Here is a 24,206-nt window from a genome sequence, read left to right as displayed (position 1 = left end):
GATTTTGCAAGAAAAAGCTCCACAGGCTAAAATTTTATGTTAATATAAATTTTATAAACTGTTGAAGAATGAAAGGTGTTTTATGAAATCGAAAGGATTATTGGTGGTGCTTTCCGGACCTTCTGGTGTAGGGAAGGGGACGGTACGTAAGGCCCTGTTTGCAACGGATCATGATAAAAAGCAATTCTTTTATTCTGTTTCAGCCACGACACGTCAAGCGCGCCCAGGTGAAAGAGATGGCAAGGATTATTTCTTTGTTTCAAAAGATAAATTTGAACAAATGATAGCAGATGAAGAATTATTAGAGTATGCTGAATATGTAGGCAATTATTATGGAACACCCTTAGCATACATTGATGAAATGACCAATAATGGTAAGGATGTGTTTTTAGAAATTGAAGTCCAAGGGGCTCTGCAAGTTAAAAGACGTATGCCAGATGGGGTATTTATCTTTTTAGCTCCACCTAACCTAAGAGAATTGGAGTCTAGAATTGTTAATCGAGGAACAGATAGTCCAGAAGTGATCGCTGAACGAATGGAAACTGCACGTAGAGAATTACAACTCATGACTCAATACGATTATGTGGTTGAAAACGATGCTGTCAATAAGGCAGTAGAACGTATTCAGACTATTATTAAGGCTGAACATCTAAAAGTGGATCGCTTTATTGATGATGTGGTTGAAAATTATTTGGAAGAAGGAGAAGCCTAATGATTATTTATCCATCAGTTGATGAATTGCTAAAAAAAGTAAATTCGAAATATTCTTTGTGTTCACTAGCAGCTAAGAGAGCAATTGATTTGCAAGTGAATCAAAATCCAATGTTATCAGAGTATAAATCACCTAAATATGTAGGACAAGCCCTTGAAGAGATTATCAGTGATGATTTAACTATTGATCCTAATTCTGTTTCAGAGGAATAATAAAAAATGACTTGTCTTGAAAAAGCAGTAACTCTTCGTGTATTTTGCGAAAGTTACTGTTTTTGTTTTAGCTGAGTGTTGGTAAAGTGAAAAGAATCGAGTACAATAAAAAGGGAGAAAGGAGCGGGAGAATGGCCTTTGTTAAAAGTAAGTCGATAGCTCGTGTGATTGTTGATGTCCCTAGCATGCAAACGGATCAGCTTTATGATTATAAAATTCCTGACCAATATCAAGGATTAGTTAGTCGAGGAATGCGAGTAAGTGTTCCTTTTGGACAACGGCAAGTATTGGCTTATGTTGTAGAGATTTGTGAAAATAGTATCTTTTCGGGAGAGCTTCGCACAATAAGCGGCTTGTTAGATGATCGGCCGGTATTAACAGAAGAACTTTTGGAATTAGGATGTAAGATGGCTCGTTCCCTGTTTAATTTTGTTGTAGAGTGTTATCAAACCATGCTCCCTCGTTTGTTAAAGGTGGACTATGACAAAGTATTCTGTCCAACTCCCACGATCAGTCAGAAGAATCGAAAAAAATATTTTTCAAAAGAAAACCAGGTGACCTGGAAGGTTTGTGATGAATTTGGACAATTGAATACTTATCTTCAGTTGGTAAAAGCAGGAGAAGTTCGAATTAAGTATTTGGTGAAGGATCGAAAATCATATAAGATGGAGAAGTGGGTACAGCCGCTTTTAAGTCCTGAACAGTTACAGATTCAATTAGAAGGCATAAGTTCTCGTGCCAAAAAACAAAGAGAGCTTTGTGAAGAACTGATGCAGTTATCCCCCCATAAAATCCCAGTAAAAGTCTTAAAAGATGAAAAAAATATCAGCTTAGAAATTATAAAAAAAGGACAAGAAAAAGGATGGCTTCGTCTGCTTGAAGAGAGAGTATCTCGGGATCCTTATGCTCACAAAAATATTCCATTGCAAGAGGCAAAGACTCTATTTTCTGAACAAAAAAGAGCTTTTGAAGCGGTTAGGAAAGCCATGGATGCAGAGGAAGAGAAAGTGTTTCTTCTTCAAGGCGTTACAGGAAGTGGCAAGACGGAAGTTTATTTGCAATTAATTCAACATGCCTTAGATCAAGGGAAAACAGCCCTTTTGTTGGTCCCAGAGATTAGTTTAACGCCACAAATGGTAGAGCAATTAAAAGGAAGGTTTGGAAAGCTGGTAGCTGTTCTTCATAGTCAATTGAGTGTGGGAGAACACTTTGATGAATGGTCTAAATTAAGAAATGGACAGGCGAAGATAGCGGTCGGGGCACGTTCTTCTATATTTGCGCCGCTTGATCATATCGGAGTCATTATTATAGATGAAGAACATGAATCGACATACAAGCAGAATGATACCCCGCGTTATCACGCGCGTATGATTGCTAAATGGAGAGGGCACTACCATCACTGTCCTGTTCTTTTGGGATCGGCAACGCCTTCTTTAGAATCTAGAGCGCGCGCTCAAAATGGAGTCTATCAGTTACTAAAAATGTCTCATCGAACAAACCATATGGCCTTGCCTCAAGTGACTTTAGTGGACATGCGGCAAGAGTTCAAAAAGAAAAATTATTATCAATTTTCTTATGAATTAAAGCAAGCGATGGAGGAAACTTTTCGCCGAGGTGAGCAAGTAGCTCTCATGTTAAACAGACGAGGGTATGCCAATTATCTTATGTGTCGAGATTGTGGTTATGTTTTTCAATGTAAGGATTGCGATGTGAGCTTGACGTTTCATTATCAAGCTAAACAACTCCAGTGCCATTATTGCGGATATAGCCTCCCTTATCCTCAGTGTTGCTTGAAGTGTGGAGGAAAACATTTAAGAGATTTTGGATCTGGAACGGAGAGAGTCGAACAAGAAATTTACCAGCTGTTCCCTGAACAGACAGTGGTTCGAATGGATAATGATACGACGCGTAAGAAGGGAGCGCACGAACGCTTGCTTTCTAAAGTCGCATCGGGCCAAGCGGATATTCTTTTGGGAACGCAAATGATTGCTAAAGGCTTAGATTTCCCTAATATCACTTTAGTAGGAGTCATTAATGCGGATACCTCTCTTTATTTACCGGATTTTAGAGCTTCTGAACGCACCTTCCAATTGCTCACACAAGTGAGTGGGCGGACAGGAAGAGGAGATAAAGAGGGAAGGGTAATTATTCAGACCTTTAACCCGGAACATTATGCCTTGCAATTTGCGGCTTCTCAAGATTACGAAGGCTTTTATCAGCGAGAAATGCATTTTAGAAAACTGAATCATTACTCGCCTTATTTCTATACCATTCGTATTACTATTTCTAGTTTTGAGGAGAAACAAGCTTTGAAAAAGGCTTATCAAGTTTTAGATGCTCTCAAAGAGAAAGATTATTCTCAAGATAATCGTCTTATTGGACCTAGTCAAAGTGCTATCGCTCGAAAGAAAAATCGTTATTATTTTCAGATTTTATACCATTATCGGCAATTAGAAACCATTAGAGAAAGCTTAGAAACGCTAAAGAAATTGGCCCAGGAGTGGAGCCAAAAGAAAATTTATGTCATGATTGATGTGGAACCTATGACTTTTCTCTAAAGGTAAGAAAGGAATTTCAATAGATGAAAAAAATTGTGTTTATGGGGACACCTGCTTTTTCGGTGCCTAGTTTAAAAACTTTAGTAGACTCACCAGATTATGAAGTGGTGGGGGTTGTGACTCAACCAGATCGTGAAGTGGGAAGGAAGCGGAAATTAACGCCTTCTCCTGTTAAAGAAGCCGCTCTTGAGGCGGGACTTCCTGTCTATCAACCGGAAAAGATTGGTCAAGACCAAGGGGTAGAAGAACTTTTGGATTCAGGAGTAGACCTTTTGGTAACGGCAGCTTATGGACAATTTTTGCCTGAACGTTTGTTGCAATTGCCACGGTATGGAGCCATTAACCTCCATGCTTCTTTATTACCGAAGTATCGTGGAGGAGCGCCTGTCCATTATGCCATTTGGAAGGGAGAAAAACAGACAGGAATTACTATCATGCGGATGGTGAAAAAGATGGATGCGGGTCCTATTTTAACGCAAGCCACCATAGCGATTGAATCTGAGACGACGGTTTCTGAATTGTTTGACCAATTAAGTGAATTAGCAGCAGACCTCCTTATGGACACTCTCCCTGATTTATTTGCAGGTGTTCTGGAAGAGGTCGAACAAGACGAAGAATTGGCTACTTTTTCTCCTAATATTACGCGAGAACAAGAAAAAATCGATTGGCATCAAACTGCTCAAGTAATTCATGACCAAATCCGAGCCTTTAATGCTTGGCCAGTAGCTCATACGATATGGAATGATAAGCGCTGGAAAATTTGGGCAAGTCGAGTAGTAGAAGGAGAAGAAACTCAGCAAGAACCCGGTACACTTATTAAGTTGGCTAAAAAGCCGGCAGCTTTTTGGATAGCATGTGGCCAAGGAACAGTTCTAGCTATTACAGAAATTCAGCCAGCAGGAAAGAAGGCAATGACCATACAAAACTTTTTGAATGGAGGGGCAGGACATTTTGAAGTCGGAGATAAGTTCCAATCCGCTTGTGATTAAACAGACGGCACGCTATCAAGCTATGGAAAGCTTGGTGAGTATTTATCATCATCAGCACTATATTCATCAAGAAGTCAATAAAACTCTGACGCAAGGACAACTTCCCGAAAAAGAGAGAGACCTCTATACGCGATTAGTCTATGGAAGTAGTCAATACCATTTTACCTTGATGACTGTACTCAAGGTGTTGATTAGTAAGCCAAATCGTTGTAAAGCTTGGGTCATTGAACTTCTCATTTTAAGTGCTTACCAATTTTATTATTTGGATGCTATTCCTGCACATGCTTTAGTGAATGAAGCGGTAAAAATCGCCAAAAAAAGAGGAAATAGCTTTTTGGCACGGTTTGTTAATGGCGTACTTCGTGAAATGATGAGACGCTTTGAAGATATTTCTTCTTTTATTGATTCCCAAGAGGTAGAAAGAGAAGAGAAGCTCGCTTTGGAGGCCAGTTTGCCTGTGCAGTGGGTGAATTATTTTGAAAAAAGGTTTGGTTGGGAAAAAATGGTTGAATTGGCTCAATCTTTGAAATCCCCTGCGCAAGTTACTGTTCGCTTTTCACGAAAGACTTTGGAAAATAAGGAACTCTGCTTGCAGCTGGCTCAACAACAAGGCCTAGTTCTTCAACAAAGTCCTATCAATCCGCATAGTTATCGCGTTGAAAAAGGAAATCCTTTACAGACTGCTTTATTTAAAGAAGGTAAACTGACCATTCAAGATGAAGCTGCAGCTTTAGCGGTTGACCTTCTGCATCCTAAGGAAGGGCAGCGGGTATTGGATGCTTGTTCTGCACCAGGTGGAAAAACCGTTCAATTAGCGGAATATGTTGGAAAAAATGGACAAGTAGTGGCGAATGAACTAGTTGCGAATAAATTAAACCGTATTCAGGAAAATTTAGAAAGAATGCAAGTGTCCGATCGGGTTCAAGTGGTTAACCACGATGCTAGAGATCTTCCTACGGTATATGAGGAAGAAAGTTTTGATGCGATTTTAGTGGATGCTCCTTGTTCTGGCTTAGGTCTTTTCCGACGAAAGCCAGATACGAAAGGAAGGAAAAAAATAGAAGATTTAAAAGAACTTCAAGTTCTACAATTGGAGATCTTACAAAAGGTGTCCCCTTTACTCAAACAAGGGGGAAAATTACTCTACAGTACATGTACAATAAGTGGTGAAGAAAATGAAGAAGTTGTCCAACAGTTTTTAGAAAGTCATCAAGATTTTGCCCTAGTACCTTTGACCTCTTGGGCAAAGCCTTTAGAAGAGGCTCTTCAAACGAATGGAACTCTTCAAATCCTACCACATTATTTTATGAGTGATGGATTCTTTATTGCTTTATTCGAAAAGACAGATGGGAGAAAAAAGTAATGAAAGTTAGTCAATTGACAGATATTGGATTGAAGCGCAAAGCCAATCAAGACCAAATAGGGACTTTTTCAAATCGTAGCCAGCAAACGCTATTGCTTCTATGTGATGGAATGGGTGGACATAATGCTGGGGATGTAGCTAGTGAAATGGCTATTTTTGATGTTGGAAAAGCTTGGGAAAAGACAGAAAAGATGGTGCCTGTCCAAGCAGAAGAATGGTTAAAAATAGCAATTGAATCTGCTAATAATCGGATTGTAGAAGTCTCCAAAGAGTATATTGATTTAGAAGGAATGGGGACCACCATTGTAGCTATTGCTGTTTTAGGTCAGAAGGCCTTAGTGGCTCATGTGGGGGACAGTAGAGCTTATCAAGTGGACGATGGAAAGCTTATTCCTATTACCAAAGACCATTCTTTTGTTCAAGAATTATTAGACCGACATATTATTACAGCAGAGGAAGCTCAGAATCACCCTCAAAAAAATATTGTAACTCAATCTGTAGGGGTCAATGATGCTATAAAAATTGATACACACTGGGTAAGTCTTCAAGAAGGCGAAAGACTATTATTGTGTTCCGATGGGTTGACTGATATGTTGACCGATGAAGAAATTACCCACCTTCTCAATCAAGAAACAGATCTGAATCAAGCCGCTGAAGCACTGATTCAGGCAGCTAATCAAGCTGGTGGAAAAGATAACATATCTGTTATCTTAGCTGAAATAGAGAGGGGGGACCTCTTGTGAGAACGGGTCAAATTATAGGAGAACGTTACCGGATTATTGAACACATTGGTTCTGGAGGAATGGCAACTGTTTTCTTGGCTTATGATCCTATTTTAGAACGACAGGTAGCTATTAAATTTCTTCGTATCGGTGGCAATGGACTAGATGATGCCAAGCGTCGATTTAAACGGGAAGCAATGTCTATTGCTGAACTTGATCATCCGAATGTCGTGAATATTTATGATGTTGGGGAGGATATGGATGGCAATTACATCGTTATGGAATATGTAGACGGTGTTGATTTAAAAAGTTATATCAAGGATCATCAACCATTTTCTCTTAGAGAATACCAGGAGATTATGCTTCAGGTCCTCAGTGGAATGGCATCCGCCCATCAAAAGGGAATTATTCACCGCGACCTCAAACCGCAAAATATTATGATTAAACCGGATGGAACGGTTAAAATCATGGATTTTGGGATTGCTTTAATCTCTACTGAAACTTCGATTACGCAAACCAATACGATTATTGGATCCGTGCATTACCTCTCTCCGGAGCAAGCCAGAGGATCCATGGCTAGTCCTCAATCAGATATTTATTCCTTAGGGATTGTCAGCTTTGAAATGTTGACAGGACAGGTGCCTTTTGATAGGGAATCTGCGGTAAGTATTGCTATTCAACATTTTCAGGAAGACTTGCCGTCCATTTCTAATTACCGTAAAGATGTTCCCCAGGCCATGCAAAATGTGATTCGACGGGCGACAGCGAAAGACCCAGAGGATCGTTATCAGACCTGTGAGGAGATGGCTAAGGCTCTCTCTACGAGTCTTGATCCTAGTCGAGCTTACGAAGCCCCTTATGTGGTACCAAGTGTCTCTGGTGGAGAGACGCGTGTGATGGACAAGGCAAGTTTAGAAAAAAGTTTAGCTTCAACTCCTCGGAGTTTTCAACCTGTAAAAGAGGATTCCAAAGATTTAGCCCAAACTTCTGTTAGGAAAAATCCTCCTCAAACACATGCCAAGGCAGATAAGCCGAAAGATAAGGGAAAGCCGCATAAGAAGTTTCTTATACCTAAAAAAATAATAGCAGCGATTGTCTTTTTAACGGTTTGTTTGATTCTTTTATTGTCATGGACACGGGGGAAAAATATTCGAGTGCCGGATGTTACCAATTATAGTGAAGTGGATGCTAAGTTAACTTTAGAAGCTAAGGGGTTGAAAGTAGGTGAGAAAAAACAAGAATATAGTCGAAAGATTGCTAAGGGAAATGTTATTCGAACAGATCCTGGTAAGGGAAGACGCGTTAAAGGCGGTGAAACGATCGATTTATTCATTAGTCAAGGGGAAGAACCTGTAGAGGTTGAAGATTATACCGGAAAAGATGTGGATCAAGCTGAAAAAAGTGCTAAAGAAAAAGGCTTTAAAGTAGAAATCTCAGAAGAGCTGAGTGATCGATTGGATAAGGGAAAAATTATTGAACAAACTCCTGCGCCAGGCAAGAAAGTCCTTCCAAGTGAAACCACCCTTCATTTCAAAGTCAGCAAAGGCAAAAAGCTTTACACGATGCCAGACTTTAAGGGCCTTGACCGAAAGGGAGTGGAAAAATATGCTCAAACAGTAGGGCTAAATGTTGAATTTTCAGAAGAATATTCTGATCATATTGGCAAAGGGTTAGTTATAGATCAAAGTTTAGCTCCGGGATCGTCCTTTACACGAGGAACGAAGATTAAAGTGACCCTTTCTAAGGGAGATGAAGGGCAAAGCCGGCGATTTAAGCATACATTTACTATTCCTTATTCAGGAAATGGAGAAAGTGATTCCATAGAAGTGTATGTGGATGATCTTAATCATAATTATGACACGCCAATTGACACTTTGAAAATAAATAATGATACGGCTTATACCTTACATTTTGAAACAAAAGCGAATAAATCCGCACGATTTAAAGTGATGCGTAATGGACGAGTGATTATGGAAAAGCGGGTGACGGCGAGTGAAGAGTGATAAAGCAACCGTCCCTTTGAGAAAAGGAAAAATTATGAAGGTCCTATCTGGCTTCTACTATGTTGAAGAAGATGATAGCCAGCAAATCTTTCAAACAAGAGCAAGGGGGAATTTTCGAAAAAAAGGACAAATCCCTTTAGTGGGAGATGAGGTCGCTTTCCAAGCGGAGAATGAGCGAGAAGGTTTGGTTATGGCTATTGAAGGACGAAAAAATATTTTGCATCGACCACCGGTGTCCAATGTAGATTTAGCCATTATAGTCGTCTCTGTAGAAGATCCTAAAATCCCTCAAAAGTTAATTGATCGTCTCTTAGTCTCTGTAGAAAGCCACAAGATTCAACCGCTTATCTATTTTACAAAATTAGATATATTACCTGCTTCTAGGAAATTAGAATTTCAATCTTTGCGAGAAATGTATTGTGAAATTGGCTATTCTTGTTTGGATAACTTAGCTTTGAAGGAAAACTTGGATCAACTAAAACCTTATTTTCAAGGGAAAACTGTTGTTACTTTAGGACAATCCGGAGTGGGGAAGACAACCTTTTTGAATAATCTGTTACCTGGATTAAATAAAGAGACTGGAGAAATTTCAAAAGCTTTAGGGAGAGGAAGACACACGACCCGTCATGTAGAATTGCATAAAGTTTTTTCTGGTTTACTGGCAGATACGCCTGGCTTTTCAAGCATCTCTTTTGATCATATTGAGGGTGAAGATTTATCGGAGTACTTTCCAGAAATGAAAAGTCGAAAAGCAGACTGTAAGTTTCGTGAGTGTAGTCATACCCACGAGCCTGGCTGTGCTATTAAAGCGGCTCTGGAGCTGGGGCAGATTACGAAATCACGCTATGAAAGTTATTTGGATTTTTATCAAGAAATTATGAATCGGAAACCAAACTATTCCAAAAATATAAGGAGGAAGTAAAAGTGAAGATTGCACCAAGTATTTTAAATGCAGATATAGGGCGGATGCGTGAAGAGGTCAAACGTATCGAAGATGCTGGAGCGGACTGGGTCCATGTGGATATTATGGATGGCCACTTTGTACCTAATTTGACTTTTGGCGCGAATATGGTTGAAGCTTTGCGTCCACATACCAAGTTATTTATTGACTGCCATATGATGGTAGATAATCCCGATGATTATGTGGAAGCTTTAGCGCGAGCTGGAGCGGATTCTATGACCGTCCATTATGAAGCGGTGACGCATTTGCACCGGACGATTCAATTGATTCAATCTCATGGGATGAAGGTCTGCGTGGCTCTGAATCCGGCTACGTCTGTTTCGGTGATTACTCCAATCCTTTCTATGCTAGATATGGTCTTAGTGATGAGCGTGAACCCAGGATTTGGCGGTCAAGCTTTTATTCCAGAAGTTTGTGACAAGATAAAAGAATTAGCAGCTTACCGAGAAAAAATTCAAGCTCACTATCTCATTGAGGTCGATGGGGGAGTAGATGATCACACGATTAAATCTTGCAAGGCGAACGGAGCAGATGTTTGTGTGTCAGGCTCTTTTGTCTATAGAGGAGACTCTAAAGCGGCAATAGATGCGCTTCGACAAGCTTGTTATTAATTAGAAAAGAGGAAAATCATGGTGAAAGTGATAGCTTTTTGTACACGGTATGTGGATGTTTCGCAATTAGAGATCTTAAAAGAAGCTCAAAAATCCCCAGATATAAAAGTTGTTGGTGTGGATCGAGGAGCTCATTATCTAGCAAATAAGGGCTATGCGATGGACTTGGCTGTAGGAGACTTTGATTCTGTTAGCGAGGAAGAGTTCGAACAGCTTAAAACCAACAGCCAAGAAATGATTATCCTCCCTTGTGAAAAGGACGAAACGGATTCTGAAGCGGCTTTGGATGCCATTATGAAGCGATGGCCAGATGCAGAAAGTTATTTTTTATATGGCGCTTTAGGAGGAAGATTAGACCATAGTTTAAACAATTTATGGTTAGTCCTTCAGGAAAGATTTTGGTCGATTCGGGGAAGATTGCATTTGATAGATGATAAGAATGTAGTTTCTTTTCTTGAGCCTGGGCACCATGAGCTAGTGGCAAGAGAGGAAATGACTTATTTTTCTTTAATTTCTTTTGGCGCAGTGAAGGGGGTGAACTTGTCTCAGTGCAAGTATACCTTGAAAAATTTTTCCAGTGATTTTCCTCGTTCTTTTATTAGCAATGAATTTTTGCCAGAGTTTCTATATGCTGTTGTTGATTTTGAAGAAGGTCTTTTTATCTTTATACAAAGTAAGGACTGAAGTCTTTATTACTTTTAGAGAGTGAGTAGATGGAATAGTTGTATATGTGTTAAGAAGTTTTTGTGGGCAGAAAAGACTTGTCAGATATTACAAGATGTGTTAAACTATTCTAGTATGTTCAAAACACTGACGAAGGGAGAGATTCACATGGCAAAAGAATGTTATTTCACCGGACGTAAAGCAAAATCCGGAAACAATCGTTCACATTCATTACGCGCTTCCAAACGGACCTTTAAACCAAACTTACAAAAAGTACGCGTACTAATTGATGGTAAACCAAAACGTGTATGGGTATCCGCCCGTGCCTTAAAATCAGGTCAAATTGAACGTGTATAATACATAGCCCTCTTTGATAGGGCTTTTTTTCAGATGAGAGGGAATAAATACTAACTTTGTCATCGTGAGATACCGTTCAAAATCAAAAGAAGTGCAGGTAGACGACAAGGGCTACCTGCACTTCTTTTAGTTCTGAAGTTACTTTCTTTAAATGAAAGAAAAGAAGCAGACTAATAAATTAGGGTTAATGGTGCATAATGAGGAAAATATTGTTACAATTAAGGAAGTAATTTAAAAACTGATAGAAGAGTTTAATTCTTTAGCAAATTAAAAGAAGTAGACGAGGAGGACTTATCATGCCAGTTAAAATAGATTCCGAATACGGCCAAATTGAAATTACAAATGAAGTGATTGCTAAGGTTGTTGGAATGGCTACTACTCAAAATTATGGAGTCGTTGGGATGGCAAGCAAAAAGCAAATTCGGGATGGTATCTCTGAAATTTTAAAAATTGAAAATTATACGCGAGGGGTCGTCGTTCGCAATGAAGAAGGACGAGTAATTGTCGACGTTTATATTATGGTTAATTACGGGACCAAAATTTCTGAAATCTGTCGAAATGTTCAAAACTCAGTTAAGTATGACCTCAGTAAATATTTAGGCGTTTTTGCAAATGTTGTGAATGTTTTTGTACAAGGCATTCGTCATGAAGAACAGTAAAAGGGAGGGAGGCCAAAGGAATGAGCGAAAAAATTATTACGGCTAATCAATTAAAAAGTATGATCGCAGTAGGATGTGATCGATTAAAAGCGGGTGCAGATTATGTGGATTCATTGAATGTGTTTCCTGTTCCAGATGGAGATACTGGAACCAATATGAATCTTTCTTTTTCAGCAGGGTTAGACCGCGTTAATCAAAGTGATGGCCAAACAGTAGAGGCTGTCTCAGATGCGTTAGCTAAGGGACTTTTGATGGGAGCTCGTGGGAATTCGGGCGTTATTTTGTCTCAAATTTTTAGAGGGTTTTCTAAGGCTTGTCAAGGAAAAGAAGAATTAGATGCCAAAGCTTTTGCTGCTTGTTTAACATCAGGAGTAAAAACAGCTTATAAAGCAGTGATGAAGCCTGTAGAAGGAACTATTTTAACAGTAGCTCGGGAAGCGAGTGAAGCTGCAGAAGAATGTGCCAAGAATACAAAGGATGTTATTGAAGTGATGAAAGCGGCCAATCAGGCGGCTAACCAAGCTTTAGAAAACACCCCTAATTTACTACCTGTACTCAAAGAAGTTGGGGTTGTAGATAGTGGGGGACAAGGCCTTTGTTTCATTTATGCAGGATTTTTAGAATCTTTGACAGGGGAAGCTGTGCCAGCCTATCGTCAAGAATTATCTCAAGCGAATTTATCAGAGTTAGCTCATGAAGAAAATTATTATAAAACTTCGCATTCTGTTTCTTCAGAAGATATTAAATATGGATTCTGTACAGAAATCATGGTGAGATTAGCTGAAAAAGGGAAAGCGGAAGAAGACTTTGATTATGAGAACTTTAGAAACTATCTTAATGAACGTGGCAATTCATTACTTGTTGTGAATGACGATGAAGTAGTTAAGGTTCACGTACATACGGAACATCCTGGAGATGTTTTAAATTATGGACAAAGGTTTGGAACACTTATTAAGATAAAAGTGGACAATATGCGTCTTCAACATGATAATATTTTAGAAAATAAGGCTAAACCTAAAGAAAAGAAAGATTATGGCATTATCGCCGTAGCTGTTGGAGAAGGCGTTCAAACCATGCTGAAGGAATTAGGGGCAACCTCCATTATTAATGGGGGTCAAACTATGAATCCTTCAACAGAAGACTTTATTAAGGCTATTGAAGAGGGAAATGCCCAAAAAGTCATCCTATTGCCTAATAACAAAAATATTTTCTTAGCTGCCAAGCAAGCCGCAGAAGTGAGTGAGATTCCAACAGTGGTTGTAGCTAGTCGCTTCATTACACAAGGCCTTTCTGCTTTATTGGCTTTTGATCCAGAGCAAGATTTAGAAAGCAATCAAGAGGCTATGACTCAAGCAATGGAAGATGTGAAGAGTGGACAGATTACGCACGCTATTCGAGATACCTCTTTGAATGGAGTAGAGATTCATGAAGGTGACTTTATGGGAATTGTGGATGGCGACATTTTGATAAGCGATCAAGGACTTGAAAATGTAACCTTACAAACGATTGATGCAATGCAAGATGAAGAGAGTGAGTTATTAACTGTGATCTATGGGGAAGATGTTCAGCCAGAAGAAGCAGAAGCTCTTCGTACTAAACTTTCTGAACGCTATGAAGATTTAGAAATCGAAATGTATGAAGGCAAGCAACCTGTTTATAACTATCTCCTTTCTGTAGAATAAGGAATTAATTAAAGGAGTTGGAATCCGTATGACAGAAAATAAATCAAGATTTGGAATTTTAGATTTTATTCCGCGTGATCGAGAAGTAGATGCTGTTGAAGCTTTTAAATATTCTGTCGAATTATTAAAATATGCGGACCAATTAGGCTTATCGCGATATTGGTATGCAGAACATCACAGTACCCCCGCTTTATTAGGTTCGAGTCCACAGGTAGTGTTAGCTTACGCAGCTGCACAAACCCATTCTATCAAATTGGGGACAGGGGGCGTGATGTTAGACAATCTAAGTGCTTATCAGATTGCTGAGAATTTTAAGGTCTTAGCTTGTTTAGCTCCTGGAAGGATTGAAGCTGGGGTAGGTTATAGCAACGCCAAAGAACGCAGTGACCAAGAAAAGATGGGAGGTTTCGATTTTAAGAATACGAAGCCTTATGAAGAAGTGTTAATGGAGTTACATTGTTATTTAACGGACCATCAGCCAGAAGAAGAGAGAAGAAGACCAAGAGCGATGCCTATTCTTTTCGATCAGGATATCCCTATGAATGTTTTAGTTTCGAGCTGTAAACACATTAAGTATATTGCTGAAAATGGATGGGGAATTATTTTTGGTTTATTTTTAAATCCAGATTATGAAGAGTGCCAAAAAGCAATTGCTCTTTATCGTCAGTACTTTGTTCCTAATGCCACCCATACTGGTCCTCACGTATCAGTAGCGATGTACGCTGTTTCGTCGAAGAATAAAAATCTGATCGAGCCGCTCGAAAAGGGGCTTAATGCATGGATTTTAGCCTTTAAACGGAATAAGAGAAATCTATATCAGTTGTTAACGACAGAAGAATCTCAGTACTATCCTTTTACAGAGGAAGAATTAAAGGAATTAGAACCTTATGAATGCACAAAAGTAGTAGGAAATCCTCGAGAATTGAAGCGTAAATTTAATGAACTACATATCCAGTTAGATTGTGATGAATTCCTTGTTATCAATCAATTAGCGGGGTACAACAATCGGAAAGAATTGATCAAAATTCTATCAGAAATTGATAAATAGGAGGAAAGGCAATGCGACAAATCACAGATCCAGTAAGTGTTTTGCCAGGCGTAGGTCCTAAAAAAGAAGAGCTTTTAAAGCGACTTGGAATTGAAACGATCTATGATTTGTTGTGCCAATTTCCTTTTCGTTATGAGGATTTGTCGGTAAAATCCGTTGAAGAATTAGAAAATAATCAAAAGGCGACACTGAGCGGTATAGTGGTCACAGCTCCCGTTGTGCACTACTTTAGAGGCCGCAAAGGTAGTCGCCTTCATTTTCGTTTTAAGGTTCAAGAAGCGGTGATCAATGTCAATTTCTTTAATCAACCATATCTCAAAAAGCAGGTTCAACCTGATTGTCAACTCGTGATTTATGGGGTTTATGATCAGATTAAGCAACAGCTTAATGGCTTTAAAATTTTGAATATTTCGGCTGACCCAAAAGATCAAGAAGAACTAGCGTGTGTTTACCATACAACAAAAGGGCTTTCCCAGACAGAATTGAAAAAATGGGTGTCTCTTGCTTTAGACAGTTACGGAGATCTTATTCCTGAATTACTTCCTGTGGAACTTACTCAGCATTATCATTTTTTGACGCATAAAGAAGCGATAAGAGGCATTCACTTTCCAAAAGATCAAGAAGAAAGTTCAGCGGCTCGTCGGCAGATTAAATATCAGGAACTGTTCCTCTACGCTTTGAGAATGAGATGGAGAAAATACTTGCGGCATAGAAACCTTAATGGGGTACAAGCTCATTATGATAATCAGTGGCTACGTGCTTGTATTCAAACTATTCCCTTTGAATTAACAGATGGGCAAAAGTCTGTGATTAATCAGCTTTGTTTTGATCTCCTTCAACCTTATCCAATGAATCGGCTTCTTCAAGGAGATGTCGGTAGCGGGAAAACGATTATCGCCCTTGTAGTTTTGGCGGCTGTTGTTAATGCGGGCTACCAAGGGGCTTTGATGATACCTACAGAAATTTTAGCAGATCAACATTTTCAAGCCGCCTCTTCCTTTTTTGAAAAGTTGAATATTAAGGTGGCACTTTTGAGTGGATCTACGCCTGCTAAAGAAAAAAGGCGGATTTTAGAAGGACTTTCTTCAGGAGAATTGCCATGTGTTATTGGAACCCATGCGCTCTTTCAAGAAGAAGTGGTTTTTCATAAGTTAGGGTTAGTGATTATTGATGAACAGCATCGTTTTGGAGTAAAACAAAGACAAAAATTAATTGATAAAAATAAAGAGCAAGTTCCTAATGTTTTGTATATGACAGCTACACCTATTCCTAGGACTTTAGAAATTACAATTATGGGAGATATGGAAGTTTCTCAATTAACTGAAATGCCGATAGGAAGACGAGCGATTAAGACGTTATGGCTAAAAACGGATCAAATGGAGCAAGGGGATCATTTGTTACGAGAAGAGTTAAAGAAGGGACATCAAGCTTATATCATCTGCTCTTTAGTTGGAGAATCTGAAAAAATCGAAGCAGAAAATGCACAAGCGGTTTATGAAGATTATCACTCTAGGTTTAAAAATCAATTTCAAGTAGGGCTTCTTCATGGGCAACTGACTGGTGATGAAAAAGAACAGGTGATGAAAGAGTTCTCTGAAAACAGGGTGCAAATTCTGGTAGCGACCACAGTTGTTGAAGTGGGCGTGAATGTTCCAAATGCCACAGTGATGGTGATTTTGGATGCAGATCGTTTTGGATTGGCTCAACTTCATCAATTGCGAGGTAGAGTAGGGAGAGGGTCCGCCCCTTCTTATTGTCTACTGATGGCGATGCCTAATAGTTCTAATGGCAAAGAACGTATGAAAATTATGACGGAGTCAACAGATGGTTTCTATTTAAGTCAGAAAGATTTGGAACTAAGAGGAGCAGGAGATTATTTTGGAACGAAACAAAGTGGTTGGCCAGAATTTGCTTTAGCAGATCCTATTGAAGACCAATCCATTTTAGAGGCGGCTCGCCAAGATGCGGAGCGTTTTGTTTCTTATTTCAAAGATCATCCAAAAGCTTATCCCCTTTTGCTCAGATGGTTAGAAGAAAACATCGGAAAATATCAAGCCTAAGGATAAACGAAAGGAAGAAAAAATTATGAAAATTGCTGTGGATGCCATGGGTGGAGACAACGCACCTGGTGCTATTGTTGAAGGGGCGCTATTAGCTGCTAAAGAGTTTCCTGAGATGACGATTCAGCTTTATGGGAAATCTGAAGAAATTGCGCCTTATTTAAAAAATGAACGTCCTTCCAACATTGAAATTATTCATTGTGATCAAGTGATTCAGTTTGAAGATGAGCCCGTAAAGGCTGTTCGAAGAAAAAAACAATCTTCGATGATGGTGGCTGCCCGTGCTGTAAAAGATGGTCAAGCGGACGCTTTGGTGTCAGCAGGAAATACAGGGGCAATTTTAGCGGCGGGGACGATCATTGTTGGTCGAATTAGGGGAATCTCAAGACCAGCTTTATTAGGGACTTTGCCTAATTTGACAGATCCTTCCCATCAGTTTGTTTTAGTAGATATGGGAGCTAACGCAGATTCTAAAGCTAAACAATTTCAACAAAATGCTTTAATGGGGAGTCGATACGCCCAAGAAGTGTTAGGAATCGCTCAACCCCGAGTAGGTTTATTGAATAATGGTACTGAAGATAGTAAAGGTAACCATCTCACCAAGGAAGCATATGCCTTGCTAAAAGAAACTGAAGGCATTCATTTTATTGGAAATGTAGAGTCCCGCGATCTTTTAGGCGGCGTTTGTGATGTAGTAGTTTCTGATGGCTTTACAGGAAATGCTGTGTTAAAAGCAATTGAAGGAACCGCAACGCATTTGTTGCAACTTTTAAAAACAACCATCAAGTCAGGAGATTTGAAAACCAAATTGGGAGGCTTGTTGATTAAAGGAACCTTAAAAGAAGCCTTACAGTCCTTTAATCCAGATACGGCAGGAGGAGCGACTTTATTTGGAGTAAAGGCCCCAGTGATTAAGTGCCATGGCAATGCTTCTGCTCAAACGGTTTTGGCGACCCTTCGTCAAACTTATAAAATTGTAAATTCAGGGATGTACCAAGCGCTGGCTGAAGAACTGAAAAGTATGGCATCCGTTAAGGAAGAAGAGAGAGAAAATGAGTAAAGAGACCCGATTACAAGCCATTCGAGAAATGATCGTAGATCGTTACGGCATTGAAGATGATAAAATAACCGCTGAAACTCGATTCAAAGAAGATTTAGGAGCGGATTCTCTAGATGTGGTAGAATTTGTAATGACGCTAGAGGATCGATTCGGTCATAATATTAGTGATAAAACAGTTGAAAATATTGAAACGATAGGCGATCTTTTAGAAGCGATTCATCCGAACTGTGAATAAAAGATGCGACGGTAAAGGAGGATTTTGTATGTGTGACAATATTAGGGATTTATTTAAAAATCGATTTGGTCTGGTGATTCAAGAGGATGCACCTTACCATATTGCTTTGACGCATTCTTCATATATGAATGAGAAAAAAATGGAAGAATTAGAGGATAATGAACGTATTGAATATTTAGGAGATGCTGTTCTTGAATTATTGGTATCCACCTATCTTTATAAACATTATCCTCAGTTGCCAGAAGGAGACTTGTCTCGTATGCGGGCCTTGATTGTGTGTGAAGATTCTTTTTCATTACGGTGCAAGGAATGCGGCTTTGATCAATTTATTCGATTAGGACATGGGGAAGAAGCAAATGGTGGACGTAAGCGTCCATCCCTACTATGTGATTTATTTGAAGCTGTTGTAGGGGCTTTATATCTCGATCTTGGGTTAGATGCTGTTGAGGAATTTTTAAAGCAAACCGTTTATCCTAAGATCGAGAGCGGCGAATTTAAAGATCATCGAGATAATAAAACGGCCTTACAAGAAGAACTTCAAAAAAATGGGCAAATTCATCTTTCTTATGAAATTGTCAAAGAAACTGGCCCCTCTCATCAAAAAAATTTCGATGTAGAGGTTTCTTTGAATGGTCAAGTGATTGGACATGGAAGCGGAAGTTCTAAGAAGATGGCTGAACAAGCAGCAGCTAAGGAGGCCTTGGATAAGGTAGAAAAGCAAAAATAGGAGAAGTGTCTTGTGTATTTAAAAGCAATTGAAATGGTAGGCTTTAAGAGCTTTGCAGATAAAACAAGAATTGAATTGGATAAAGGCTTTACTGCAATTATTGGACCGAATGGATCTGGAAAATCGAATATTATAGAAGCGATTAAGTGGGTATTAGGTGAACAGTCTGCAAAATCTTTACGTGGGAAACGAATGGATGATGTTGTGTTTGCCGGTTCTTCCCAAAGGCGTCAATCTCAGTATGCGCAAGTTTCTTTGATTTTTGATAATAAGAATCATATCTTGATGCCAGAGGTCGACCAAGTCAGCATTAGTCGTCGTTATACCCGGAACGGTGAAAGTCTTTATCAAATTAATGAGAAAGCTTGTCGGCTAAAAGATATTACGCAGTTAATGATGGACACCGGAGTTGGTAAAGAATCTTTTTCTATTATTTCTCAAGGAAAAGTAGAAGAGATTTTCTCTCAAAAGCCTGAAGAGAGACGGGCAATTTTTGAAGAAGCTGCAGGTGTGATGAAATATAAATCGCGTAAGCAAGAAGCTGAACGCAAGCTTCTCAAAGCTCATGAAAATTTGAATCGGATAAAAGATATTGTCCATGAAATTGAAGGACGTCTAGAGCCTCTTCGCCTTCAGAAAGAAGCTGCTGAGAGTTATCAAATCAAGAAGAAGGAATTAAGTGAAATTGAAATTGCTTTAACAGCTGTTCAAATTGAAACTTTAAATGAAAAATGGCAACTGACTAAAAAAGACTTAGAAGCTTATCAAAAAGAACATGAAGAAAAACGTCAAGCTTTTGAGCACTTACAAGAGCAATTAGCCGACGATCAAGTTCAATTGGACCAGAGCGAAATGAAAGTTAATCAGTTAAATGCAGCTTACGTTCAAGTCGTTCAAAAAGCAGAAAAAGCATCTAGTCGTATCCAAATAGCCAATCAAAAAAAAGAATATCAATTCCTTAACCAACAAAGTCAGCAGCAAACTTTGGAACAGTTGAAGACGAGATTGGATCAACAAAAGGATGAAGCTAACGCCCTTCAAGCAAAGGAAAGAAAACAACAAGAGGAAGTCGAAGCTAAGCAGGCCCTCTATGATCGCATGAAGGAATCCCTTCAGCAGATTAAGCAAGAAGAGGGGATAGACTTAGAAAGCTTGCGAAATGACTATATCAGCCTTCTACAAAGAGAATCTGATTTAAAAAATCAGATTCAACAAATACAAAAAGATCTTGACCAATATGAGCAGCAGAATTTGCGGCTTCAAAAGCGGAAAGAAGAGCAAGAAGCTCAGAAGAAGGCGTTTGCGGATCAAGTTAATGCTCATCAAAAAGCTTGGCAAGAAGCGAGCGACCATGTCCGTTCTTTGGTAAAAACTTATCAAGAAAAAGCCCAAGCATTCACTGAAAAAAAGAAGCAAGTGGAGAAACTAAAGGCTGGCTATCAGCAAACGACGACTGCTCTTTTGCAGAAAAAAGCCCAAAAAGATAGCTTACAAGCCTTAGCAGATCATCATGATGGTTTTTATTTTGGGGTCAAGAATGCGCTGGCTATGAAAGCACAATTCTCAGGGATGCATGGAGCCGTTGCTCAACTCTTAGAAGTTCCAGAAGAGTATGCACTTGCTTGTGAAGTCGCTTTAGGGGGAGCCATGCAAAATATTGTGACGGATAGTGGCGCTTCGGCTCAAGCTATCATTAAACGTCTACGAGAGAAAAAGGCAGGGCGAGCCACCTTCCTACCTTTAGATACGATTAAAAGTCGATCTATTCCTCGAGATCAAAAACTTCAACTGGTCAAAGAGCATGGCTTCTTAGGCGTATTAGTCGATTTAGTGTCTTACCAGTCCTTGTATAAGACGATTATGGAGAATCTGATGGGACAAATCTTGGTGGCACAGGATCTCACATATGCGCGACAAATTGCTAAAAAAATTCATTACCGCTATCGGGTGGTTACTCTTGCGGGAGATGTAGTTAATGCGGGGGGATCACTTACTGGGGGAGCTACGAAGCAAAAGCAAGGGGGACTGCTCTCTCGAAAAAATCAACTGCGCCAACTTCAAGCTTCTATTGACCAGTTAACGCAGTCCCTTCATGAAGAAGAAGACCAGCTTGAAGCTGCTACTTCTCACTTAAAAGCTCTACAAGAAGAGCTTTTGACCTTACAAAAAGAAGGCGATGAAAGTCGCTTTGAAGAGCGGCGGCTTAAAGAAAAAGAAGAGTCCCTCAATGAGCGCTTGCAAGAAGTGATTAAAGAGTTGCAAGCGGGAGAGTATGATGAGACTGTTCTTTCTCAAGATAGGGAAGATAGTCAACAAGACTTGCAAGCTAAGCAAGATTCTCTGGAAGACTTAACGCATCACTTAACCACCCTCAAACAGCAAATGGATCATCAGCGGATGTCTGAAGAAGAAAAATCCCTTCAAGAAGCACAAATTCAAAAAGATTATCAAGAAATTAGCACGACTTTGGCAGTCTTAAAGGAACAACTTAAACAAACTCGTATCGCTTATTGCGAAAAAGATCAGCAGCTAGCCTCTAGTCAAGAAGAAATTACTCATTTAGAAAACTATCTTGAAGAGTTGGAGAGTCATAGTGGGGAAGAAGAGAGTTCCCTCTCTCAACTTGAGACGACTTATCAAGCTTTGTTGGATGAGAAAAAGCAATTAGAAAAACAATTGCATACCGCTAAATCTGAACGGCGGGTCATGCAAAATCAACAAGCTGAACATGATGAGGCTTACAAAGAACTCAATCAAGGGCTCCAATCTCTCTTGCAAAAATTGGCCAAATTGGAAGCTTCTGCCGGTCGGTATGAAGTTGCCATTGACAATCACTTAGAGCAGTTGCGTGAAGAGTACGGGCTAACGTATGAGCGAGCGAGAGAAGTGAGTGATTTAAAAATTTCTGTTGAAGAAGCCTCGAATAGAGTTCGTTTACTCAAACGTCAAATTGACCAATTAGGTCCTGTGAATCTTGCTTCGATTGAAGAATATGAAGAAGTTCATACAAGATACGAATTTATGATCAAACAACGGGATGACATCTTAGAGGCCATGAATAATTTATACCAAACGATAGAGGAGATGGATACAGAAGTTTCAGAACGCTTTAAAGAAACTTTTGGAGCTATTCAACAGGCCTTTGAACGGATTTTCCCTGCTCTATTTGGAGGAGGAAAAGCAAGCTTACGTTTAACTGATGAAGGAGATCTTTTACATACAGGAATTGAGATTATGGCCCAACCGCCAGGCAAACGTCTCCAATTATTAAGCTTGCTATCTGGTGGGGAGCGTGCTTTAACGGCGATAGCGCTTTTGTTTGCGATCTTAGATGTCAAAACTGTTCCATTTTCGATTCTGGATGAAGTAGAAGCTGCTTTGGATGATAATAATGTGGCTCGTTATGGCAAGTATTTGCAAGACTTTTCAGAGAAAACACAGTTTATCGTGATTTCACACAGAAAAGGAACCATGCAATCCGCCAATATTCTTTATGGGGTGACGATGCAAGAACGGGGGGTATCTAAATTAGCCTCTGTACGATTAGAGGATGTTGCCGATCTAACAGACTAAATGAAAGTTTACGCGGCACCTTTGCCTTTATCAAACGGAGGACATGGTATAATAAAGCCTAGCAAAAATAAGCCAAAGAAGGAGCTTGAAAGAGTCTATGATAAAATTAATAGCGATTGATTTAGATGGTACCCTTTTAAGGGACGATAAAACGATTAGTGAAGCGAATAGTCAAAGCATACAACAAGCTATTCACTCCGGAGTGGAAGTGGTTATCTGTACAGGACGCCCTATTGAAGGCATTCAATTTGTCTTGGATCAATGTCAAATGAATAGCTCTGATCATTATAGTATTACCTATAATGGCGGTTTGGTATTAAGAAATCAATCTCGAGAAGTGATTTCTGAAACAATCATGAAAAGAGAAGATTTGAAAAAGATCGAAGCGGTTATGCAAGAGTTAGACTTACCTGTGGATGCGGTGGGCATCGATGCCGCTTATCGTATGCATTATCCTAAGGACTGGCCAGGCACCTATGATCAATTGACGACTTATATGCCTTTCTATTCTTACCAGTCGGATGATTTACAGGAAGACTATCATTTTTATAAAATTGTTGTTAATACAGAAGAAGAACATCTTCAAAGTCAAATCAAGAACTTGCCTGCTTGGTTAAGTCAAACTTATTCTGTGATGCAGTCGCATCCTTACCAATTGGAAGTGATGCCTAAGGGAATTGATAAGGGAACCGGACTAGAAGCTCTGAGTCAATATTTAGGAATTCAAGCAGCAGAAGTGATGGCTATTGGGGATGAACAAAATGACCTTGCAATGTTAGAGTGGGCAGGAACAGGAGTCGCTATGGCTAATGCTAGTGATGAAGTGAAGGCCCATGCGACTTATGTGACAAAGAGTAATGGGGAAGACGGTGTGGCTCACGCTATTCATCGTTTTATATTGGACAAAAAGGAGAAATAAAAATGGGCTTATTTGATCGAATTAAACAAGCGTTTACAGGAGAAGATCCCGCTTTAACCCATCAAACGAAATCGAGTGAAGAAGAGAAAATTATTTTTGAGAAATACGATAAGGGGGTTGAAAAAACTCGTAAAACTTTTTCTCAAAAAATGAATGATTTGTTTGCAGGATTTCGTGAAGTGGATGAAGATTTCTTTGATGATTTAGAGGAAACTTTGATAACAAGCGATGTGGGTTTTGATATGACTTTAGCCTTGTCAGATGCTGTCAGAGAAGCTATCCAAAGAAAAGGCATTACCCAAGGAGAAGAAGTCAAGCAAACAGTTATTGAAGAACTCATTCGAATCTATGATAAGGGAGAAGAAGGAAAGGTTGTTCTTCAAGAAAATGAAGAAGGCCCAACGGTTTATCTCTTTGTTGGCGTCAACGGTGTAGGGAAAACAACAACGATTGCTAAAATGGCTTATCGCTATGCCAGCCAAGGTAAGAAAGTCCTTCTCGCTGCGGGCGATACTTTTCGGGCAGGCGCTGTTGAACAATTGATGAAATGGGGAGAACGCTTAGATGTTCCAGTGGTGATCGGCAAAGAAAATGGAGATCCTTCAGCCGTAGTCTATGATGCGATGAAAAAAGCCCAAACTGAAGGATACGATTACTTGCTCATTGATACGGCCGGTCGATTGCAAAACAAGGTCAACTTGATGAATGAATTAGAAAAAATGAATCGAGTAATCAAAAGAGAAATCCCTTCTGCCCCTCACGAGACTTTGTTGGTTTTAGATGCGACAACTGGACAAAATGCGCTCGTTCAAGCCAAAGAATTCCATAAAACAGTAGATTTAACAGGATTAGTTCTGACGAAGTTAGATGGAACGGCTAAAGGTGGGGTTATTTTTGCTATTCGTTATGAATTAGATCTTCCCGTGAAGTTAATTGGACTTGGAGAAGCTATGGATGATTTACAAATTTTCAGCGCTGAAAATTTCATTTATCAATTAGTTCGATCAGTGGTTGAAGTGAAAGACTAAGGAAAGGACCTTGTTTCTATGTTGGACGTCATTCTTCCTGAAGAGTAGTTCATCAGAAATGAGG

21 protein-coding genes are annotated in these 24,206 nt (G+C 39.4%); all 21 read left to right on the top strand.

The window, feature by feature from the left end; genetic code table 11:
- Positions 1 to 82: 82 nt before the first annotated feature.
- The 21 genes from gmk to ftsY all read left to right on the top strand — a co-directional run bounded on the left by gmk (position 83) and on the right by ftsY (position 24,142).
- Positions 83 to 712: a guanylate kinase gene (gmk, locus tag AWM71_RS01630; RefSeq protein WP_060776357.1), complete on the top strand. Its 630-nt coding sequence runs from the start codon at positions 83 to 85 to the stop codon at positions 710 to 712.
- Entirely contained in the window at positions 712 to 924 is a 213-nt protein-coding gene (rpoZ, locus tag AWM71_RS01625; protein ID WP_060776356.1) for a DNA-directed RNA polymerase subunit omega, read from the top strand. The genes gmk and rpoZ overlap by 1 nt, the downstream gene beginning before the upstream one ends.
- Before the next feature lie 131 nt (positions 925 to 1,055).
- Positions 1,056 to 3,482 (top strand): primosomal protein N', encoded by a 2,427-nt coding sequence (priA, locus tag AWM71_RS01620; protein WP_060776355.1) that lies wholly within the window; start codon positions 1,056 to 1,058, stop codon positions 3,480 to 3,482.
- A 23-nt stretch (positions 3,483 to 3,505) separates the two neighbouring features.
- Positions 3,506 to 4,471, top strand: a complete 966-nt coding sequence (gene fmt, locus AWM71_RS01615; RefSeq protein WP_060776354.1) for a methionyl-tRNA formyltransferase — start codon at positions 3,506 to 3,508, stop codon at positions 4,469 to 4,471.
- Positions 4,434 to 5,834, top strand: coding sequence for a 16S rRNA (cytosine(967)-C(5))-methyltransferase RsmB (gene rsmB, locus AWM71_RS01610; protein WP_158320026.1), 1,401 nt, complete (start codon positions 4,434 to 4,436; stop codon positions 5,832 to 5,834). The genes fmt and rsmB overlap by 38 nt, the downstream gene beginning before the upstream one ends.
- Positions 5,834 to 6,577 (top strand): Stp1/IreP family PP2C-type Ser/Thr phosphatase, encoded by a 744-nt coding sequence (locus tag AWM71_RS01605; RefSeq protein ID WP_060776352.1) that lies wholly within the window; start codon positions 5,834 to 5,836, stop codon positions 6,575 to 6,577. Before rsmB ends, AWM71_RS01605 begins: the two co-directional genes overlap by 1 nt.
- Positions 6,574 to 8,559 (top strand): Stk1 family PASTA domain-containing Ser/Thr kinase, encoded by a 1,986-nt coding sequence (gene pknB / locus AWM71_RS01600; protein ID WP_060776351.1) that lies wholly within the window; start codon positions 6,574 to 6,576, stop codon positions 8,557 to 8,559. Before AWM71_RS01605 ends, pknB begins: the two co-directional genes overlap by 4 nt.
- 34 nt (positions 8,560 to 8,593) lie before the next feature.
- Positions 8,594 to 9,481, top strand: a complete 888-nt coding sequence (gene rsgA / locus AWM71_RS01595; protein WP_060777424.1) for a ribosome small subunit-dependent GTPase A — start codon at positions 8,594 to 8,596, stop codon at positions 9,479 to 9,481.
- A 2-nt stretch (positions 9,482 to 9,483) separates the two neighbouring features.
- On the top strand, positions 9,484 to 10,131 hold the full coding sequence (gene rpe / locus AWM71_RS01590) for a ribulose-phosphate 3-epimerase (protein WP_082632692.1): 648 nt from the start codon (positions 9,484 to 9,486) through the stop codon (positions 10,129 to 10,131).
- A gap of 18 nt (positions 10,132 to 10,149) precedes the next feature.
- Positions 10,150 to 10,815, top strand: a complete 666-nt coding sequence (locus AWM71_RS01585) for a thiamine diphosphokinase (protein ID WP_060776350.1) — start codon at positions 10,150 to 10,152, stop codon at positions 10,813 to 10,815.
- A gap of 147 nt (positions 10,816 to 10,962) precedes the next feature.
- Positions 10,963 to 11,151 carry a 50S ribosomal protein L28 gene (gene rpmB, locus AWM71_RS01580; protein ID WP_060776349.1) on the top strand — a complete coding sequence of 63 codons (189 nt, stop codon included), beginning with the start codon at positions 10,963 to 10,965 and terminating at the stop codon, positions 11,149 to 11,151.
- Between the two features lie 296 nt (positions 11,152 to 11,447).
- On the top strand, positions 11,448 to 11,810 hold the full coding sequence (locus AWM71_RS01575; protein ID WP_060776348.1) for an Asp23/Gls24 family envelope stress response protein: 363 nt from the start codon (positions 11,448 to 11,450) through the stop codon (positions 11,808 to 11,810).
- Positions 11,811 to 11,830: 20 nt separating this feature from the next.
- A complete protein-coding gene (locus tag AWM71_RS01570; protein ID WP_060776347.1) occupies positions 11,831 to 13,492 on the top strand; it encodes a DAK2 domain-containing protein in 1,662 nt (553 codons plus the stop codon).
- Between the two features lie 28 nt (positions 13,493 to 13,520).
- Positions 13,521 to 14,540, top strand: coding sequence for an MsnO8 family LLM class oxidoreductase (locus AWM71_RS01565; RefSeq protein WP_060776346.1), 1,020 nt, complete (start codon positions 13,521 to 13,523; stop codon positions 14,538 to 14,540).
- Between the two features lie 11 nt (positions 14,541 to 14,551).
- A complete protein-coding gene (gene recG, locus AWM71_RS01560; protein WP_060776345.1) occupies positions 14,552 to 16,600 on the top strand; it encodes an ATP-dependent DNA helicase RecG in 2,049 nt (682 codons plus the stop codon).
- A 25-nt stretch (positions 16,601 to 16,625) separates the two neighbouring features.
- The gene (gene plsX, locus AWM71_RS01555) at positions 16,626 to 17,660 is read left to right on the top strand and encodes a phosphate acyltransferase PlsX (RefSeq protein ID WP_060776344.1); all 1,035 of its coding nucleotides are present in this window, start codon (positions 16,626 to 16,628) and stop codon (positions 17,658 to 17,660) included.
- Entirely contained in the window at positions 17,653 to 17,895 is a 243-nt protein-coding gene (acpP, locus tag AWM71_RS01550) for an acyl carrier protein (protein WP_060776343.1), read from the top strand. Before plsX ends, acpP begins: the two co-directional genes overlap by 8 nt.
- A gap of 28 nt (positions 17,896 to 17,923) precedes the next feature.
- Entirely contained in the window at positions 17,924 to 18,622 is a 699-nt protein-coding gene (gene rnc, locus AWM71_RS01545; protein WP_060776342.1) for a ribonuclease III, read from the top strand.
- Positions 18,623 to 18,634: 12 nt separating this feature from the next.
- Entirely contained in the window at positions 18,635 to 22,195 is a 3,561-nt protein-coding gene (smc, locus tag AWM71_RS01540) for a chromosome segregation protein SMC (protein WP_060776341.1), read from the top strand.
- A gap of 97 nt (positions 22,196 to 22,292) precedes the next feature.
- A complete protein-coding gene (locus AWM71_RS01535; RefSeq protein ID WP_060776340.1) occupies positions 22,293 to 23,114 on the top strand; it encodes a Cof-type HAD-IIB family hydrolase in 822 nt (273 codons plus the stop codon).
- 2 nt (positions 23,115 to 23,116) lie between these two features.
- On the top strand, positions 23,117 to 24,142 hold the full coding sequence (gene ftsY, locus AWM71_RS01530; RefSeq protein ID WP_060776339.1) for a signal recognition particle-docking protein FtsY: 1,026 nt from the start codon (positions 23,117 to 23,119) through the stop codon (positions 24,140 to 24,142).
- Positions 24,143 to 24,206 lie beyond the last annotated feature (64 nt).

The sequence above is a fragment of the Aerococcus christensenii genome, assembly GCF_001543105.1.
Taxonomy (GTDB): domain Bacteria; phylum Bacillota; class Bacilli; order Lactobacillales; family Aerococcaceae; genus Aerococcus; species Aerococcus christensenii.
The sequence above is the reverse complement of the archived record's forward strand: the minus strand, read 5'-3'. Positions and strand labels throughout refer to the sequence as shown.

What these genes read in the sequence shown, in the direction of transcription:
- gmk (WP_060776357.1), top strand. Translation starts at nt 83, where the DNA reads ATGAAATCGAAAGGATTATTGGTGGTGCTTTCCGGACCTTCTGGTGTA.
- rpoZ (WP_060776356.1), top strand. Translation starts at nt 712, where the DNA reads ATGATTATTTATCCATCAGTTGATGAATTGCTAAAAAAAGTAAATTCG.
- priA (WP_060776355.1), top strand. Translation starts at nt 1,056, where the DNA reads ATGGCCTTTGTTAAAAGTAAGTCGATAGCTCGTGTGATTGTTGATGTC.
- fmt (WP_060776354.1), top strand. Translation starts at nt 3,506, where the DNA reads ATGAAAAAAATTGTGTTTATGGGGACACCTGCTTTTTCGGTGCCTAGT.
- AWM71_RS01605 (WP_060776352.1), top strand. Translation starts at nt 5,834, where the DNA reads ATGAAAGTTAGTCAATTGACAGATATTGGATTGAAGCGCAAAGCCAAT.
- rsgA (WP_060777424.1), top strand. Translation starts at nt 8,594, where the DNA reads ATGAAGGTCCTATCTGGCTTCTACTATGTTGAAGAAGATGATAGCCAG.
- AWM71_RS01585 (WP_060776350.1), top strand. Translation starts at nt 10,150, where the DNA reads ATGGTGAAAGTGATAGCTTTTTGTACACGGTATGTGGATGTTTCGCAA.
- rpmB (WP_060776349.1), top strand. Translation starts at nt 10,963, where the DNA reads ATGGCAAAAGAATGTTATTTCACCGGACGTAAAGCAAAATCCGGAAAC.
- AWM71_RS01575 (WP_060776348.1), top strand. Translation starts at nt 11,448, where the DNA reads ATGCCAGTTAAAATAGATTCCGAATACGGCCAAATTGAAATTACAAAT.
- AWM71_RS01570 (WP_060776347.1), top strand. Translation starts at nt 11,831, where the DNA reads ATGAGCGAAAAAATTATTACGGCTAATCAATTAAAAAGTATGATCGCA.
- AWM71_RS01565 (WP_060776346.1), top strand. Translation starts at nt 13,521, where the DNA reads ATGACAGAAAATAAATCAAGATTTGGAATTTTAGATTTTATTCCGCGT.
- recG (WP_060776345.1), top strand. Translation starts at nt 14,552, where the DNA reads ATGCGACAAATCACAGATCCAGTAAGTGTTTTGCCAGGCGTAGGTCCT.
- plsX (WP_060776344.1), top strand. Translation starts at nt 16,626, where the DNA reads ATGAAAATTGCTGTGGATGCCATGGGTGGAGACAACGCACCTGGTGCT.
- acpP (WP_060776343.1), top strand. Translation starts at nt 17,653, where the DNA reads ATGAGTAAAGAGACCCGATTACAAGCCATTCGAGAAATGATCGTAGAT.
- rnc (WP_060776342.1), top strand. Translation starts at nt 17,924, where the DNA reads ATGTGTGACAATATTAGGGATTTATTTAAAAATCGATTTGGTCTGGTG.
- AWM71_RS01535 (WP_060776340.1), top strand. Translation starts at nt 22,293, where the DNA reads ATGATAAAATTAATAGCGATTGATTTAGATGGTACCCTTTTAAGGGAC.
- ftsY (WP_060776339.1), top strand. Translation starts at nt 23,117, where the DNA reads ATGGGCTTATTTGATCGAATTAAACAAGCGTTTACAGGAGAAGATCCC.